The sequence below is a fragment of the Microbacterium sp. LMI1-1-1.1 genome (assembly GCF_040815675.1).
In the GTDB taxonomy this organism is placed as follows: domain Bacteria; phylum Actinomycetota; class Actinomycetes; order Actinomycetales; family Microbacteriaceae; genus Microbacterium.
This window is the reverse complement of sequence record NZ_JBFPNN010000001.1, coordinates 313354-327887: the sequence shown is the minus strand read 5'-3', so window position 1 is coordinate 327887 and position 14534 is coordinate 313354. Positions and strand designations below refer to the sequence as shown.

At 72.0% G+C, this 14534-nt stretch carries 13 protein-coding genes; 6 read left to right on the top strand and 7 right to left on the bottom strand.

The annotated features are described in order from the left end of the window. Nucleotides 1-151 precede the first annotated feature (151 nt). The 4 genes from MRBLMI1_RS01500 to MRBLMI1_RS01485 form a co-directional block, all read right to left on the bottom strand. Nucleotides 152-889, bottom strand: a complete 738-nt coding sequence (locus tag MRBLMI1_RS01500) for a fumarylacetoacetate hydrolase family protein (RefSeq protein WP_367726377.1) — start codon at nt 887-889, stop codon at nt 152-154. A 34-nt stretch (nt 890-923) separates the two neighbouring features. Beyond that, the gene (locus tag MRBLMI1_RS01495) at nt 924-2339 is read right to left on the bottom strand and encodes an MFS transporter (protein WP_367726376.1); all 1416 of its coding nucleotides are present in this window, start codon (nt 2337-2339) and stop codon (nt 924-926) included. A gap of 230 nt (nt 2340-2569) precedes the next feature. Next, nucleotides 2570-3364 carry an IclR family transcriptional regulator gene (locus tag MRBLMI1_RS01490; RefSeq protein ID WP_367726375.1) on the bottom strand — a complete coding sequence of 265 codons (795 nt, stop codon included), beginning with the start codon at nt 3362-3364 and terminating at the stop codon, nt 2570-2572. Nucleotides 3365-3404: 40 nt separating this feature from the next. After that, nucleotides 3405-4460: a D-2-hydroxyacid dehydrogenase gene (locus tag MRBLMI1_RS01485; RefSeq protein ID WP_367726374.1), complete on the bottom strand. Its 1056-nt coding sequence runs from the start codon at nt 4458-4460 to the stop codon at nt 3405-3407. A 111-nt stretch (nt 4461-4571) separates the two neighbouring features. Between MRBLMI1_RS01485 and MRBLMI1_RS01480 the strand changes: the two genes are divergently transcribed. Then, nucleotides 4572-5483, top strand: coding sequence for an NAD(P)-dependent oxidoreductase (locus MRBLMI1_RS01480; RefSeq protein WP_367726373.1), 912 nt, complete (start codon nt 4572-4574; stop codon nt 5481-5483). A gap of 50 nt (nt 5484-5533) precedes the next feature. On the opposite strand, the gene MRBLMI1_RS01475 is transcribed toward MRBLMI1_RS01480, so the two are convergent. The 3 genes from MRBLMI1_RS01475 to MRBLMI1_RS01465 are packed head-to-tail and all read right to left on the bottom strand — an operon-like array spanning nt 5534 to nt 8718. Beyond that, on the bottom strand, nt 5534-6535 hold the full coding sequence (locus tag MRBLMI1_RS01475; RefSeq protein ID WP_367727532.1) for a zinc-binding dehydrogenase: 1002 nt from the start codon (nt 6533-6535) through the stop codon (nt 5534-5536). A gap of 18 nt (nt 6536-6553) precedes the next feature. Then, nucleotides 6554-7333: an SDR family oxidoreductase gene (locus MRBLMI1_RS01470; RefSeq protein WP_367726372.1), complete on the bottom strand. Its 780-nt coding sequence runs from the start codon at nt 7331-7333 to the stop codon at nt 6554-6556. Next, nucleotides 7330-8718, bottom strand: a complete 1389-nt coding sequence (locus MRBLMI1_RS01465; RefSeq protein WP_367726370.1) for a GntP family permease — start codon at nt 8716-8718, stop codon at nt 7330-7332. The genes MRBLMI1_RS01470 and MRBLMI1_RS01465 overlap by 4 nt, the downstream gene beginning before the upstream one ends. A gap of 146 nt (nt 8719-8864) precedes the next feature. Between MRBLMI1_RS01465 and MRBLMI1_RS01460 the strand changes: the two genes are divergently transcribed. The 5 genes from MRBLMI1_RS01460 to MRBLMI1_RS01440 all read left to right on the top strand — a co-directional run bounded on the left by MRBLMI1_RS01460 (nt 8865) and on the right by MRBLMI1_RS01440 (nt 14303). Continuing rightward, complete coding sequence (locus MRBLMI1_RS01460) at nt 8865-9560, top strand: FadR/GntR family transcriptional regulator (RefSeq protein WP_367726369.1); 696 nt, start codon at nt 8865-8867, stop codon at nt 9558-9560. Nucleotides 9561-9625: 65 nt separating this feature from the next. Continuing rightward, a complete protein-coding gene (locus MRBLMI1_RS01455; protein WP_367726368.1) occupies nt 9626-10141 on the top strand; it encodes a gluconokinase in 516 nt (171 codons plus the stop codon). Nucleotides 10142-10230: 89 nt separating this feature from the next. Then, nucleotides 10231-11826, top strand: a complete 1596-nt coding sequence (gene gndA, locus MRBLMI1_RS01450) for an NADP-dependent phosphogluconate dehydrogenase (protein ID WP_367726367.1) — start codon at nt 10231-10233, stop codon at nt 11824-11826. 249 nt (nt 11827-12075) lie between these two features. After that, on the top strand, nt 12076-12810 hold the full coding sequence (locus MRBLMI1_RS01445; protein ID WP_367726366.1) for a response regulator transcription factor: 735 nt from the start codon (nt 12076-12078) through the stop codon (nt 12808-12810). Nucleotides 12811-12860: 50 nt separating this feature from the next. Next, entirely contained in the window at nt 12861-14303 is a 1443-nt protein-coding gene (locus MRBLMI1_RS01440) for a sensor histidine kinase (protein WP_387053810.1), read from the top strand. The last annotated feature ends 231 nt before the right edge of the window (nt 14304-14534 follow it).

Sequence of the window (14534 nt, the reverse complement as noted above, 5' to 3'; positions counted from 1 at the left end):
GGCGCGAATGCACGCCGTGGCCCCGCTTTCGCGTACATCTGCGACAAGTCACGGCTGAGGTGCCCCGCGCTGACTCGGCGCGAATGCACGCCCCAGCACCGCTTTCGCGTACATCTGCGACAAGTCACGGCTCGGGAGTCCCCGGCGGGGGTCAGGACGTGAGCGTGCGCAGCGTCATCCCTCCGACGACGACCTCGACCACGGCGCCCGGCGCGATCGGGGCCGCCGAGAACGGTGCACCCGTCATCACCACGTCCCCCGGACCGAGCGGGAGCCACCGCGCCACGTAGGCCAGGGCTCCCCGGATGCCGCTCGGCAACCGCCCCGCCGACGTCTCGGCCACGCGCACCCCGTCCACGACGAGGGCCATCGCCAGGTCGTCGTCGATCGAGACCGCGGTGTCGATCACGGGACCGAGCGGGGTGTAGCCGATACCCGCCTTCGACTCGAAGTTGCGGGGGTCCGACGCCGTCCGGTCGGGGCTGGACAGGTCGTTCACCGCGGTGAGGCCGAGCACGTACTCGTGGGCGTTCTCGGCGGTCAGGCCGGTCGTGTCCCGACCGATCACGACCGCGACCTCCGCCTCGGCCACCGTCGTCCCGGCATCCCGTCGGAGAGCGACGTGCGCCGAGGGGCCGATCACCGTCCGCGGAGCCTTCAGCCAGGCCTGCACGGGCGACGCGTGGGCCGGGCCGTTCTGCGCGATCCCCACGATCACGGTCGGCATCGCCGGAGCGACGAGCGTCCCCTGCACCGCGTCTCCGACGTCCTGGGCCGCGCGTCCGGCCGCGAACGCCGCGTACGGATCCTCGATCGGCACGAACCCGCCGCCGTTGTCGAGACGGACCGTCAGGGTCCCGGCATCCGTGTCCACCCGCCCGATCAGCACGGGACCGCCGCCGATCGCTCCGGAGCCGGCGCGCTCACCGGATCGTCCGAACGGTCACGGTGGTGGCGTCCACGCCGTCGCCGGCCTCCTCGCGCGACACCTTGATCGCATCGTCGGTGCGCGTGAGGTCGCGCCGGAGGGTCTCGGGGACGAGGAAGGTCGACGCGGTCGTGATGAGGGCGAGCGTGGCCATGTAGATCGCCAGCAGCAGCCAGTTCGCCCCGCTCACGGCGATGATGTACGCGCCGAGGACACCGGCCAGTCCGCCCGCGAGCACCGCGGAGATCTCGCGCGCCATCGCGACGCCGAGGTAGCGGTGGCGGTTGCCGAACAGCTCGGGCAGCATCGCGCACTGCGGGCCGAGCATGGAGTTGACGGCCACGCCGATCCCGACGGCGACGACGGCGATCGTGACCGGGTAGCTGCCGAGCGAGATGAGCCACCACGCGGGGAAGGTGAAGACCAGCATGAACACCGCGCCGGCGCGGTAGACCGTCCGACGGCCCATCCGGTCCGACAGCGCGCCGGTCAGCGGCACCGAGAAGATGCCGATGAGGGAGCCGAGGGTGACGCCCCAGGTGAGCAGGCTGCGGTCGGCCTGACCGCCGACCGAGGCGACGAAGAACGTCAGCGCGAGCGTGTTGAACATGTACGACCCGCCGTTCTCGGCCATGCGCAGGCCGATGCCGACGATGACGCCCGGCAGACCGCGCGTGAAGATGTCGCGGACCGGACGTTCGGCGATCTGCTCGCTCTTCTCGAGCTCGATGAAAGTCGGCGTCTCGCGCAGGCGCACGCGGATGAACAAGGCGATGAGGATGAGCAGGAACGACGCCAGGAACGGGACGCGCCAGCCCCACGTGAGCAGCTGGTCCTCGGGCAGCAGCGAGATGAGGGCGAAGACGACCGCGGCCAGAAGGGTGCCGGCCTGGATGCCGATGAAGGGCAGAGCGGCGAAGAAACCGCGACGCTTCACGGGGGCGTACTCGGCCATGAGCACGGTCGCGCCGGCCTGCTCGGCGCCGGCGCCGAAGCCCTGCAGCAGGCGCATGATGACGAGGAGGATGGGCGCCGCGACCCCGATGGCCGAGTACGTCGGCAGCAGCCCGATCGCCGTGGACGCGCCGCCCATGAGCAGGATCGTGATGACGAGCACCCACTTGCGTCCGAGCTTGTCGCCGAGGACGCCGAAGAACAGACCGCCGAACGGCCGGGCCAGGAAGCCGACGCCGTAGGTCGCGAAGGCGGCCACCGTGGCGAGGGCGGGGTCGTCCTGCGGGAAGAAGAGGACGTTGAAGATCAGCGCCGTGGACAGCCCGTACAACGCGAAGTCGAAGTACTCCAGGGCGCTGCCGATGCTCGAGGCGAGGGTCGCGCGGCGCAGGTTGGCCGCGTATTCGGGGTCATCCGTCGGCTGCGGCGTCGGTGTGGATGCGGTGGTCACGGCCATCTCCTTCGATCGGCTGGGGTCTTGCGACGAGGTGACTGTACCAACCCAATGGACACGGTTCAATATGTTGAACAGAATCTGGCCGCGGTCTCCGCGCCGCGCACGCCGAACGCCGGGCGGGTCAGCGACCGGACGGGACGCCGGGCGTTCGGTCGGAGGGCATATCGACGGCCGTCGGGCCGGTCGACGGGCACCTGCGCGCCGCCCACGGATGACCGGAGGGACGGCGCTCAGGCCCCGCGGGCCGCGCTGAACGGGTTCGTGAGGGCCCGGGCCGCCTCGCGCAGCGCGGCGCCGACCCGCGCGATGCGCTCGCGGGTGGCATCCGCGACCGGGATGCCGACCCCCAGCGCGAGCTGCGGATCGCCGGGCGCCCAGCCTTCGAGGGGAACGGCCACCCCGACGATGCCGCGGAACGACTCCTCCTCGTCGACGGACCAGCCGCGCTCCCGCGCGGCGTGCAGCTTGGCGATGACCGCGTCGACGTCGACCGTGCTGTGCTCGGTGAGCTGCGGCAGCGGACGGCCCCCACCGAGCAGCGCCCGCACGTCGTCGTCGTCCCGGGTCATGAGCAGGGCGCGTCCCGTGGCCGACAGCGCCGCGGGCAGGCGGGACCCGAGGGGCGTCCCCAGCCGCACCGACCGCGACCCCTCGTACCGCGCGAGGTAGAGCGCGTCGGCGTCGTCGAGCACCGCGACCTGCACGAGCTCGGTCGCCAGGACGGGGGACGTCTCGCACACGGCGTAGAACTCGCGGACCTGGTTGAACTGCGCCGCGAACGCACCCCCGAGCTCGGCGGTGCGGATGCCGAGGCGGTAGCCGAGCGGAACCCGCTCGATCATGCGGCCCGCCTCGAGCGAGAGGCACAGGTTCGCCGTCGACGACTTCGCCAGGCCGAGGCCCGCCGCGAGCTCGGTGAGCGTCAGCGCCCGTCCCGCCTCGGCGAGCAGACCCAGAAGACGGATGCCGCGGCCCACCGCCGGAGCCGGATCGCGCGCGACCGCGCTGTCGTCGTCGTCGCTCACCGCGACCTCCCGTTCCGTCGACGCCGCCGCAGCGGCCGAGTCAGTAGAACTCGACCGTATCGACAACGGCCCGCATCGGCTCGCCGTCGAGGAGGCGCGTGGCGTTCTCGGCGAAGCGGCGCGCGATGCGCTCCTCCTCCTTGCTGCTGAGCGCGGCCGTGTGCGGGCTGACGAGGACGTTCGGATGCCGCCAGAGCGGCGACTCCGCCGGGAGCGGCTCGACCTCGAACACGTCCAGGGCGGCGAAGGACACGCGCCCGTCGTCGAGGGCGCCGAGGAGGGCCTCCTCGTCGAGGACCGTCCCCCGCCCGACACTTGCCACGATCAGGCCCGGCTTGACGGCGGCGAGCACCTCGGCGCTGATCAGGTGGTGCGTCTGATCGGTCCCCGGCAGGGTGACGACGACGGCGTCCACCTCGGCCACCGCCGCGACGAGGTCGTCGAGGGGGATGAGCCGGTCGACGCCCTCGACGGGAGCGCCGGAGCGCGTGGTCCCCCAGACGCGGGCCCCGAGGGCGTGGAAGCGACGCGCGCACTCGACGCCGATGCCGCCGAGCCCGACGATCAGCACGGTCATCTCGTCGACCTGGCGCATCTCCCAGCGGTCGGTCCAGCTCTTCTCGGCCTGCTGACGCGCGAGCCGCGGGAGGTCCTTCGCCCCGGCGAACACCCCGAAGACCGCGAACTCGGCGAGCGGTCCGCCGTGCACACCGGCGCTGGTGGTGAAGACCACCCGGTCCAGAGCCGCGCGATCGAGGCCCGCGGCCTTGACCTGCCCGCCTCCCCCCGCGGCCGTCGTCATGACCCAGCGCAGACGGGGGTTCGCGGCGACCGTGCGCGCGAGGGCGGCGGGATCGACGTCGGGGATGCCGAAGAGCGCCTCGGCCGAGTCGATCAGGGCGTCGAAGGCGCCCTGCTCCTCCGCGGTGCGCACGTGCGCGGGATCGCCCGACCAGTCGGCGGGGCCGCGCATGGGGGGCAGGAGAGCCGCATCGCGGACGACCTCGACCCGCGGCTCCAGCCGTTCGATGAGGCGGCAGTGCTCCTCGCTCAAGGGGACCGCGACCACCGCGCGTAGGCTCTTCGTCGTCGACATTGTCGTCTCTTCCCTCCGCCGTGGGATCGCCGACCACTCGCGGACTGTCTCGAATACCGTTCACCATAGTGAACCCTGTTCAACCTGTTGTCCAGCCGATAGGATCGGGCCATGACCCCGCTCGATGAAGAGACCGGCCCCTCCTCCCCCGCGGACAGCATCCGTCTCGGCGTCTGGGGCCTCGGCGCCATGGGCGAGCCGATGGCGCGGCATCTGCTCACTTCGCGCGGTTCCCTGACGGTCCACGCCCGGCGCGAGCGCCCCGCCCTCAGCGAGGCGGGAGCACTGTGGGCGCCGACCGCTCGTGAGCTGGCCGCGGGCACCGACGCCGTCCTCGTGATGCTGCCCGATCTCCCCCAGCTCGAGGAGCATCTCGACGGTCCCGACGGTCTCCTCGCCGGCATCGACGGCCGCGACTTCCTCCTGATGATCGGCTCCACCGTCTCCCCCGTCGGCGTGCGCGATCTCGCGGGGCGCCTGCCCGACGGCATCCGGGTCGTCGACTGCCCCGTCTCGGGCGGGGAGGACGGCGCGAGAGCGGGCACCCTGTCGATCATGCTCGGGGGCGAGCCCGCGGACACCGAGCGGGCGGCCGCGCTGCTGGCCCCCTGCGGCCGCCCCGTGCGCCTCGGGCCCCTCGGCGCGGGCGCGGTGGCGAAGGCGTGCAATCAGATGGTGGTCGCCGCGACGATCCTGGCCCTGGGCGAGGCGACCGAGCTCGCCGCACGCTCCGACGTCGATCCCGCCGCGCTCTGGGAGCTGCTGGCCGGCGGCTATGCGGGCTCGAACCTGCTGGAGAGCCGGCGCGACAAGCTCGTCGCGGGCGACGACTCCCCGAGCGGGATCGCGAGCTACATGGTGAAGGACCTGCGCTTCGCCGCCGACATCGCCGCGGCGACGGACACGCGGCCCGCGCTGCTGCCTGCGCTCCGTGCCGCCTTCGACGAGATCGTCGAACGGGACCTCGGCGAGCGCGACATCGCCGTGACCCGGCGCTTCACCGCCGAGCGCAGCGCGGACTGAATGCGCGGAACGCCCCGGTGCTCGCACGGCGAGGACCGGGGCGTTCTGCGTCAGAGGGCGAAGACGACCTTGCCCGAGCGCTGCGAGTCGCGGGCGGTGGCGAAGGCCTCCTCGGCATCCGTCACCGGGAACTCGTGCGTGAGGGCCGCCTCGATGCCGGGGGTCTCCGCGAGGAGCTGCACCGCGCGGTCGATCTCCTGGTGGAAGCGGAAGGCGCCGAGGTAGCGCACCTCCTTCGAGATGAAGGGCGCGAGGTTCACCGGGCGCGGGTCGTCGGGCAGCATGCCGACCTGGACGACGGTGCCGCCGGGCCGCACGGCCTTCAAGGCGGTCGAGATCGACACGGGCACGCCCGAGCATTCGAGGACGACGGCGTACGCGTTCGGTTCGACCGCGTCGGTGGAGACGTCGATCGTCGCCGCCGCTCCGAGGGCGGTGGCCCGTTCGAGGGGCCCCGCGAGGACGTCGGTCGCGGTGACGCGGGCGCCGGCGGCGACGGCGGCCGCCACCGCCATGAGACCGATGGGCCCGGACCCGGTGACCAGGACGTCCCGCCCCGCGACGTCGCCGGCCTTGCCGAGCGCGTGCAGCGCGACGGCCAGCGGCTCCGCCAGGACGGCGCGGCGCACGGGGAGGTCCGCGGGGAGGACCCGCACCATGTCCGCCTCGACGATCAGGTACTCGGATGCCGCGCCCTGGGTGTGCGGCCAGGTCGAGGCGCTGCCGAGGTAGGAGCCGCCGGGCCAGAGGTGGGGGGCGTCTTCGATGCCCTCGCGGGGCGTGCCGAAGCGCGCGGGGTGCACCGTCACCGGGGTGCCCGCGGCCAGGGCGCCGGAGGGGTCGAGGTCGACCCGCCCGGACAGCTCGTGCCCGGGGACGAGCGGCTCCCGCACGACGAACGCGCCGTTGGCGCCCTCGAAGTAGTAGTGCAGGTCGGATCCGCAGATGCCGACGTACTCCACGCGCAGACGCACCTGCCCCTTTCCCGGTTCGGGGACGTCGACCTCGCGGACGGCGGCGGTGAGCGCCTTCTCGATCACCAGTGACTGCATCATGGTTCCTCTCCGCGGTCAGACGACCGCCGTCATCCCGCCGTCGACGAAGATGTTCTGGCCCGAGACGAAGCTCGACGCGTCCGAGGCGAGGAAGAGCAGCGCCCCGCGGAGCTCGTCGAAATCGCCCCACCGGGCGGCGGGCGTGCGCTGCTCGAGCCAGCGCGTGAACTCGGGATCGTCTACGAGGGCGCGGTTCATCTCCGTCGCGAAGTACCCGGGGCTGAGGGCGTTGACCTGGATGCCGTGGCGAGCGAGGTCCGCGGCCATCCCGGCGGTCAGCTGGGCGACGCCGCCCTTCGTCGCCGAGTACGGCGCGATCGTCTGGCGCGCGAGGCGCGACTGCACCGAGGCGACGTTGACGACCTTGCCCGAGCCGCGGGCGACCATCGCGGGCGTGACGAACCGCGAGACGTAGAACACGCCGGACAGGTTCGCCGCGACGATGTCGTCCCAGTCGCTGACGGCGAACTCGTGGATGGGCGCACGGCGCTGGACGCCGGCGTTGTTGACGAGGATGTCGGGGGTGCCGACCTCGGCGAGCAGCGTGCCGACGGCGCTCTCGACGGCCGCGGCGTCGGTCACGTCGAAGGTCACCGCCTGCGCCGGGCGCCCCGAGAGCTCCTCGGCCTCGGCACGGGTCCGCTCGACCGCGGCCGCGTCGCGGCCGTGCACGATGAGGCGGGCGCCCCCGCGGGCCAGGGTGAGCGCGAGCGCACGGCCCAGACCGCGGGACGACCCGGTGACGAGGGCCAGGCGGTCGGTGACGTCGAACAGGTCGGCGTTCGAGCCGGTCACAGGACCGCTCCGATCGCGAAGACGAGCAGCGCGGCGGCGAAGCCCAGCACGGACTCGATGGCCTGCTGGACGGTCCACGTCTTCAGCGTCGTCTTGACGTCCATGCCCATGAGGCGGCCGACGAGCCAGAAGCCGGAGTCGTTGACGTGGCCGGCGAAGACCGAGCCGGCAGCGGTGGCGATGGTGATCGCGACGACCTGGAGGGGCGAGAAGTCGCCCGCCATGACGGCCGGGGCCGCCAGACCCGCGGCGGTGACGAGGGCCACCGTGGCCGAGCCCTGCGCCAGGCGCAGGATCACCGCGATGATGTAGGCCGCCACGATGACCGGGAGACCGAGGTCGCTCAGGCTGTCGGCGAGCGCGTCGCCGATGCCGGAGGCGCGGAGCACCGCGCCGAACATGCCGCCGGCGCCGGTGATGAGGATGACCGAGCACACGGGGCCGAGCGCGGAGTCCACGACCTTCTCCAGGGCCGTCCCGTTCTCGCCGCGGCGGAAGCCGAACACGACGGTGGCGACCAGCACCGTGATGAGGAGGGCGACGGGCGAGTTGCCGAGCAGGACGAGCACCTGGATGACGGTGTTCTCGGTGTCGACGACCCCCGCCGAGCCGAGGGTGGTGAGACCGGTGTTGAGGAAGATCAGCAGCATCGGCAGGAGGAGGACCGCGATGACGGTGATCGGCTTCGGCGGGTTGTGGGGCTGGTCGGCGTCGACGTCGCCGAAGAGGGCCGGCACGGGCAGGATGATGCGGCGCGCGACGAACTTGCCCCAGAGGTAACCGGACAGGTACCAGATCGGGAAGGCGATGATCAGGCCGACCAGCAGCACGAGACCGAGGTTCGCGCCGTAGAGCTCGGTGGCGCTGACGGGACCGGGGTGCGGCGGCAGGAAGACGTGCATGACCGAGAACGCGGCGGCGGCGGGCAGACCGAACAGCAGCACGTTGTTCCCCGACACCCGGCGCGCGATGGCGAAGATGATCGGCAGCATCATGACGAGCCCGGCGTCGAAGAACATCGGGAACCCGAGGATCAGCGAGACGATGCCGAGCGCGAAGGGCGCCCGCTTCTCGCCGAAGATACGCACGAACGTCTCGGCGAGCGACTGCGCCCCTCCCGAGTGCTCGATCAGGCGCCCGAGCATCGCGCCGAGGGCCACGAGCAGGGCCACCGTGCCGAGGGTGCCGCCGAATCCTCCGGTGAGCGTCGACACGATGGCCGACACGGGGATGCCGGCGACGAACGCCGTGACGAGCGACACGATGATGAGCGCGAGGAACGCGTGCACCTTCAGCCAGATGATGAGCACCAGGATCAGCGCGATCGCGCCCGCCGCGATGGCGAGCAACGGCGCGGTGCCGAGGGTTTGAGTCCAGTCGTCCAAGAGATCTCCGTCGATAACAGGGGGATGCGCGGCATCGGGCATACTCGGCTCGATCCACGATCGCCGAGGGGGGTTCCGCAGAATCCTCACACAATGATCATATTTTTGACAAGATATGGTCGTATCAAACGACCTAAGGAGGGGTCATGGCAGGCGCGTCGCACGGCACCGTGCTGGATGCCATCGGCATCCGCATCGTCGACGGCGATCTCTCCGCCGGCCAGGTCCTGACCCTCGCCGCCCTCGAGTCCGAGTACGGCGTCTCCCGCACGGTCGTCCGCGAGGCGGTCCGCGTCCTCGAGGCCATGGGGATGCTCGCGCAGCGCCGTCGTGTGGGCATCACCGTGCGTCCGGCCGACGAGTGGAGAGCGCTGGACACCCGCCTGATCGGGTGGCAGCTGGCCGGCCGTCGACGCGACCAGCTCATCGTCAACACGACGGAGCTCCGCGCGGCGATCGAGCCCGTGGCGGCCCGGCTGAGCGCGCGTCGTGCGACCGACGTCCAGCGCGGCGAGATCCTCCGCCTCGCCGACGAGCTCGCGCGACTCGGAGCGGAGGGACGGGGGAACTCCCCCGAGTACCTGGCGGCCGACATCGCCTTCCACGACCTCATCCTGCTCTCCAGCGGCAACCTCATGCTCGCGGCGGCCCGCGCCCCTATCGCCGCCGCGATCGAGGGCCGCTCCTGGCACGGTCTGACCCCCGGCGTCCCCAACCCGGACGCGCTCGACAACCACATCGCGGCCGCCTCCGCGATCGCCCGCGCCGACGCCGACGCCGCCGAGGAGCACGCGCGCCTCTACGTCGCCGCGGTGCTGAGCGAGGTCCGCCTCACCCTCTGACCCGCCCGCATCCCCCGGCCCGCCCCGTCCCCACCCCACCGCCGCTCCCGACGAAGGAAGAGTCCATGGCATCCACCCCTCCCGTCCTCGTGTTCATGGGCCCCGCCGGAACGGGCAAGTCCACCGTCGCCGGGATGCTCGCCGGGCGTCTCGGGTGGGAGTTCCAGGAGGGCGACGACCTGCATCCCGCGGCCAACGTGGCCAAGATGGCGGCCGGCCACGCGCTCAGCGACGAGGACCGCTGGCCCTGGCTCGACCGGGTCGCCGCCTGGATCGACGGGCAGATCGACGCGGGGCGCCCCGGCGTGATCACGTGCTCAGCCCTGAAGCGCAGCTACCGCGACGTCCTCCGCCGCGACGACGTGACGTTCGTGCTCCTCATGGGCGATCCCGCCCTCGTGCTCGAACGCCTCCTGCGCCGACAGGGTCATTACATGCCGCCGTCGCTGCTGACATCGCAGTTCGAGACCCTGGAGATCCCGGATGCCGACGAGCAGGCCATCCGCGTCGACCTCGACATGACGCCGCGGGAGCAGGTCGACGAGATCGTCGCCCGACTGCACCTGTCCGACGCGTCCTGAAACAGCCGCGGGCCGAGCCGATACAGTGGCGGAGGCGGCCCGCCCGGAACCCCGCCCACCCTTCCTCGCACCCGAACACGGAGCAACGAATGACGTCGACCCCCTCTCCCACCGGACCCTCGACCGACCAGGACCAGGCGCCCCACCAGGCCGCTCAGGTGCACGAGGGTGCACCCGGTCCCGAAGAGGTGGAGCGCCCCACCGCCGAGGCCGACTCGGCGCCCGAGGGCTCCGGCAGCGGACAGGCCAACATCGGCGTCGTGGGTCTGGCCGTCATGGGCTCGAACCTCGCCCGCAACCTCGCCAGCCGCGAGGGCAACACCGTCGCCGTGTTCAACCGCAGCAGCGACAAGACCGAGCACCTCGTCGACGCGCACCCCGAGGCCGGGTTCGTCGCCTCGTTCTCGTACGAGGACTTCGCCGCGTCGCTCAGCGTGCCGCGCACCGCGATCATCATGGTCAAGGCCGGACGCCCCACCGACTTCGTCATCGACGAGCTCGTGAAGGTCTTCGAGCCGGGCGACATCATCGTCGACGGCGGCAACGCCCTCTTCACCGACACCATCCGCCGCGAGAAGGCGGTGCGCGACACCGGCATCAACTACGTCGGCATGGGCGTCTCCGGCGGCGAGGAGGGCGCGCTGCTCGGCCCCTCGATCATGCCCGGCGGCTCCGACGAGGCCTGGGCCACGCTCGGACCCATCCTAAAGTCCATCGCCGCGGTCGCCGAGGGCGAGCCGTGCGTCACCCACGTCGGCCACGACGGCGCCGGCCACTTCGTGAAGATGGTGCACAACGGCATCGAGTACGCCGACATGCAGCTCATCGCCGAGGCGTACGACCTCATCCGCCGCGCCGCGGGCAAGACCCCGGCCGAGATCGCCGACGTGTTCGCCGAGTGGAACCGCGGCGAGCTGGAGTCCTACCTCATCGAGATCACCGCCGAGGTGCTGCGGCAGACCGACGCCGACACCGGCAAGCCCCTCGTCGACGTCATCCTCGACCAGGCCGGCGCCAAGGGCACCGGCGCGTGGACGGTGCAGACCGCCCTCGACCTGGGCGTCCCCGTCTCGGGCATCGCCGAGGCCACCTTCGCCCGGTCGCTGTCCAGCCACCCCGAGCAGCGCGAGGTCTCCCGCGAGCTGCCCGGCCCGTCCGGCACCGAGCAGCTCTCGGGCCAGGACGCCGACGCCTTCATCGAGCAGGTGCGCCTGGCGCTCTACGCCTCGAAGATCGTCGCCTACTCGCAGGGCTTCGACGAGATCCGCGCGGGTGCGGCCCAGTACGACTGGAACATCGACCTCGGTGCCGTGTCGAAGATCTGGCGCGGCGGCTGCATCATCCGCGCGCAGTTCCTCAACCGCATCGCCGAGGCGTACGACGCCCAGTCCGAGCTGCCGGTGCTGCTCACCGCCCCGTACTTCGTCGAGGCCCTCGGCCGCGCGCAGGACGCGTGGCGCCACATCGTTTCGCTGTCGGCGGCCAGCGGCATCCCGGCCCCCGCCTTCAGCTCCTCGCTGGCGTACTACGACGGTCTGCGCGCCGAGCGCCTGCCCGCCGCCCTCATCCAGGGCCAGCGCGACTTCTTCGGCGCCCACACCTACCGTCGCATCGACAAGGAGGGCACGTTCCACACCCTCTGGTCCGGCGACCGCACCGAGATCGAGGCGGAAGACACGCACTGACCTCACGGTCGGACACGGCGGCGGCGGACTTCGGCTCGCCGCCGCCTTCTGCTTTCCCCCCACGCCCCTCGCCCGCCTGCCCCTCCGCTCCCGGGGGCACTGACGTGCCGCAGATGGACGCGCAGCGTCGTCACGGTGAGCATTTGCGGCACCTCAGCGCTGCACCCCGGGACGGCCCCGCGCGGACCTCACAGACAGCGCATAGCTCTCGCCATAGAAACCTCATAGGTATGCGTCCACAATGAACGCATGAGCGCGACCGCCCCCTCCCCCGCCATCACCCGCCCCGACGGCTCCGCCCTGCGGGTGCTGGTCGTCGACGACGAGCAGATGCTCACCGACCTCCTGTCGATGGCGCTGCGCATGGAGGGCTGGGACGTCCGCACCGCCGGCTCGGGCTTCGACGCCCTGCAGGCCGCACGAGACTTCGACCCGGATGCCATGGTGCTCGACATCATGATGCCCGACCTCGACGGCATGGCCGTGCTGCAGCGTCTGCGCCACTCGGGCAGCGACGTGCCCGTGCTCTTCCTCACGGCGAAGGACGCCGTGGCGGACCGCGTGGCGGGGCTCACCGCCGGCGGCGACGACTACGTCACCAAGCCCTTCAGCCTCGAGGAGGTCGTCGCGCGCCTCCGGGGCCTCATGCGCCGCGCCGGCACGGCCGCGACCCGCGACTCCGAGCCGATCCTGCGCGTCGGCGACCTGTCGCTCAACGAGGACAGCCACGAGGTCATCCGCGGCGACCGCGAGATCGAGCTCACGGCGACGGAGTTCGAGCTGCTGCGCTTCCTCATGCGCAACCAGCGCCGCGTCGTGTCGAAGGCCCAGATCCTCGACCGGGTCTGGAACTACGACTTCGGCGGCCGTTCCAGCGTCGTCGAGCTGTACATCTCCTACCTGCGGAAGAAGATCGACGCCGGTCACGAGCCGCTCATCCACACCGTCCGCGGCGTGGGCTACATGATCAAAGCCCCGCAGTGAGCTCGGCCTCCCGCGCGCCGCGGCGGCCGTGGACGCTGCAGGCGCGGCTGATGACGGCGGTCATCGGCATGGTCGCGTTCATCCTCGTGATGATCGGCATCTCCACGAGCGCGATCCTCAGCAACGTCCTGCTGCTCAACCTCTCCACCGACGTCGCGGACACCGCTCAGCTGGCTCAGCGCAGCACGACCGCGGCGAGCACCGCCGACCAGGTGCTGCAGAGCGGTCCGTTCCCGTCGGGCACGCTGCTGGTCATGCAGACCCCGCTCGGCGGTCAGACCGGGGCGGTCCGCAGCGACGACGCCGTGCAGAGCCTGACCTCCGACCAGCTCGGCGCCATCGTCGACAGCATCGTCGCCAACGACCCCGACGCCCGCACCGTCGACCTCCCCGGTCTCGGCGAGTACCAGGTCCGCGTCTTCACGGTTCCCGGCAGCGACAACTTCCTCCTGCTCGGACTGCCGCTCACCCAGGTGGCCGGCACCATCGGCGCGATCCTCACCACCGTCGCCCTCGTCACCGCCGGCGGTCTGCTGCTGCTGGCCGTCATCATCGCGCTGGTCATCCGCCTCGGCCTGCGGCCGCTCCGGGCCGTGGCGGAGACCGCGACCCGGGTGGCATCCATGCGCATGGATCAGGGCGACGTCTCGATCACGGAGCGCGTCCCGGCGGACCAGGTCGACGAGCACACCGAGATCGGGCAGGTCGGCGCGGCGCTCAACACGCTTCTCGACAGGGTGGATGCCTCCTTGAGCGCACGTCAGCGGAACGAGGAGCTCATGCGCCGGTTCGTCGCCGACGCCAGCCACGAGCTCCGGACGCCGCTCGCGTCCATCCGGGGCTTCTCGGAGCTGTCCCTGCGCGCGATGCGGCAGGCCCAGGACGACGAGACCCGCCAGCGCACCGCCCTCGCCGTGGAGACGACCGAGCAGTCGCTGGAGCGCATCCAGGCGCAGTCGCTGCGCATGACGGCGCTCGTGGAGGACCTGCTGCTGCTCGCGCGCCTCGACGAGGGGCAGGAGCTCGTCTACGGCACCGTCGACCTCACCCGCCTCGCCCTCGAGGCCGTGGGCGACGCCCGACCGGCGGGACCCGACCACAAGTGGTCGGTGGACGTCGACGACGACCCCGTCGAGCTCGCCGGCGACGCCGCGCGGCTGCACCAGGTGGTCGCGAACCTGCTCGCCAACGCCCGCACGCACACCCCCGCCGGCACCGAGGTCACCGTCTCGGTCCGTCGCGAAGGAGCGGACGCCGTGCTGCGGGTGCACGACGACGGCCCGGGTGTCGACCCGGCGGTCGCGGCCCAGCTGTTCGAGCGCTTCGCCCGCGCGGACCGGTCCCGCGACCGGAAGACGGGCGGGACGGGCCTGGGCCTGTCCATCGCCCGGGCCATCGTCGAGGCGCACCACGGCCGTATCTCCGTCGACAGCAGCCCCGGCGACACGACGTTCGAGGTGCGGCTGCCGGCGAAGCCCGCGGACCCGCGCTGACCCCGCCCCGCGGTCTCACCCCCTGCCGTGACTGGGCGCAGATGTACGCCAGGAACCCCACGACGCGTACATTCGCGACAAGTCAGGGCCGTCGCCCCGCGGCGCCACACCCCCTGCCGTGACTGGGCGCAGATGTACGCCGGGAACCCCTCGACGCGTACATTCGCGACAAGTCACGGCCGTCGCCCCGCGGCGCCACACCCCCTGCCGTGACTGGGCGCAGATGTACGC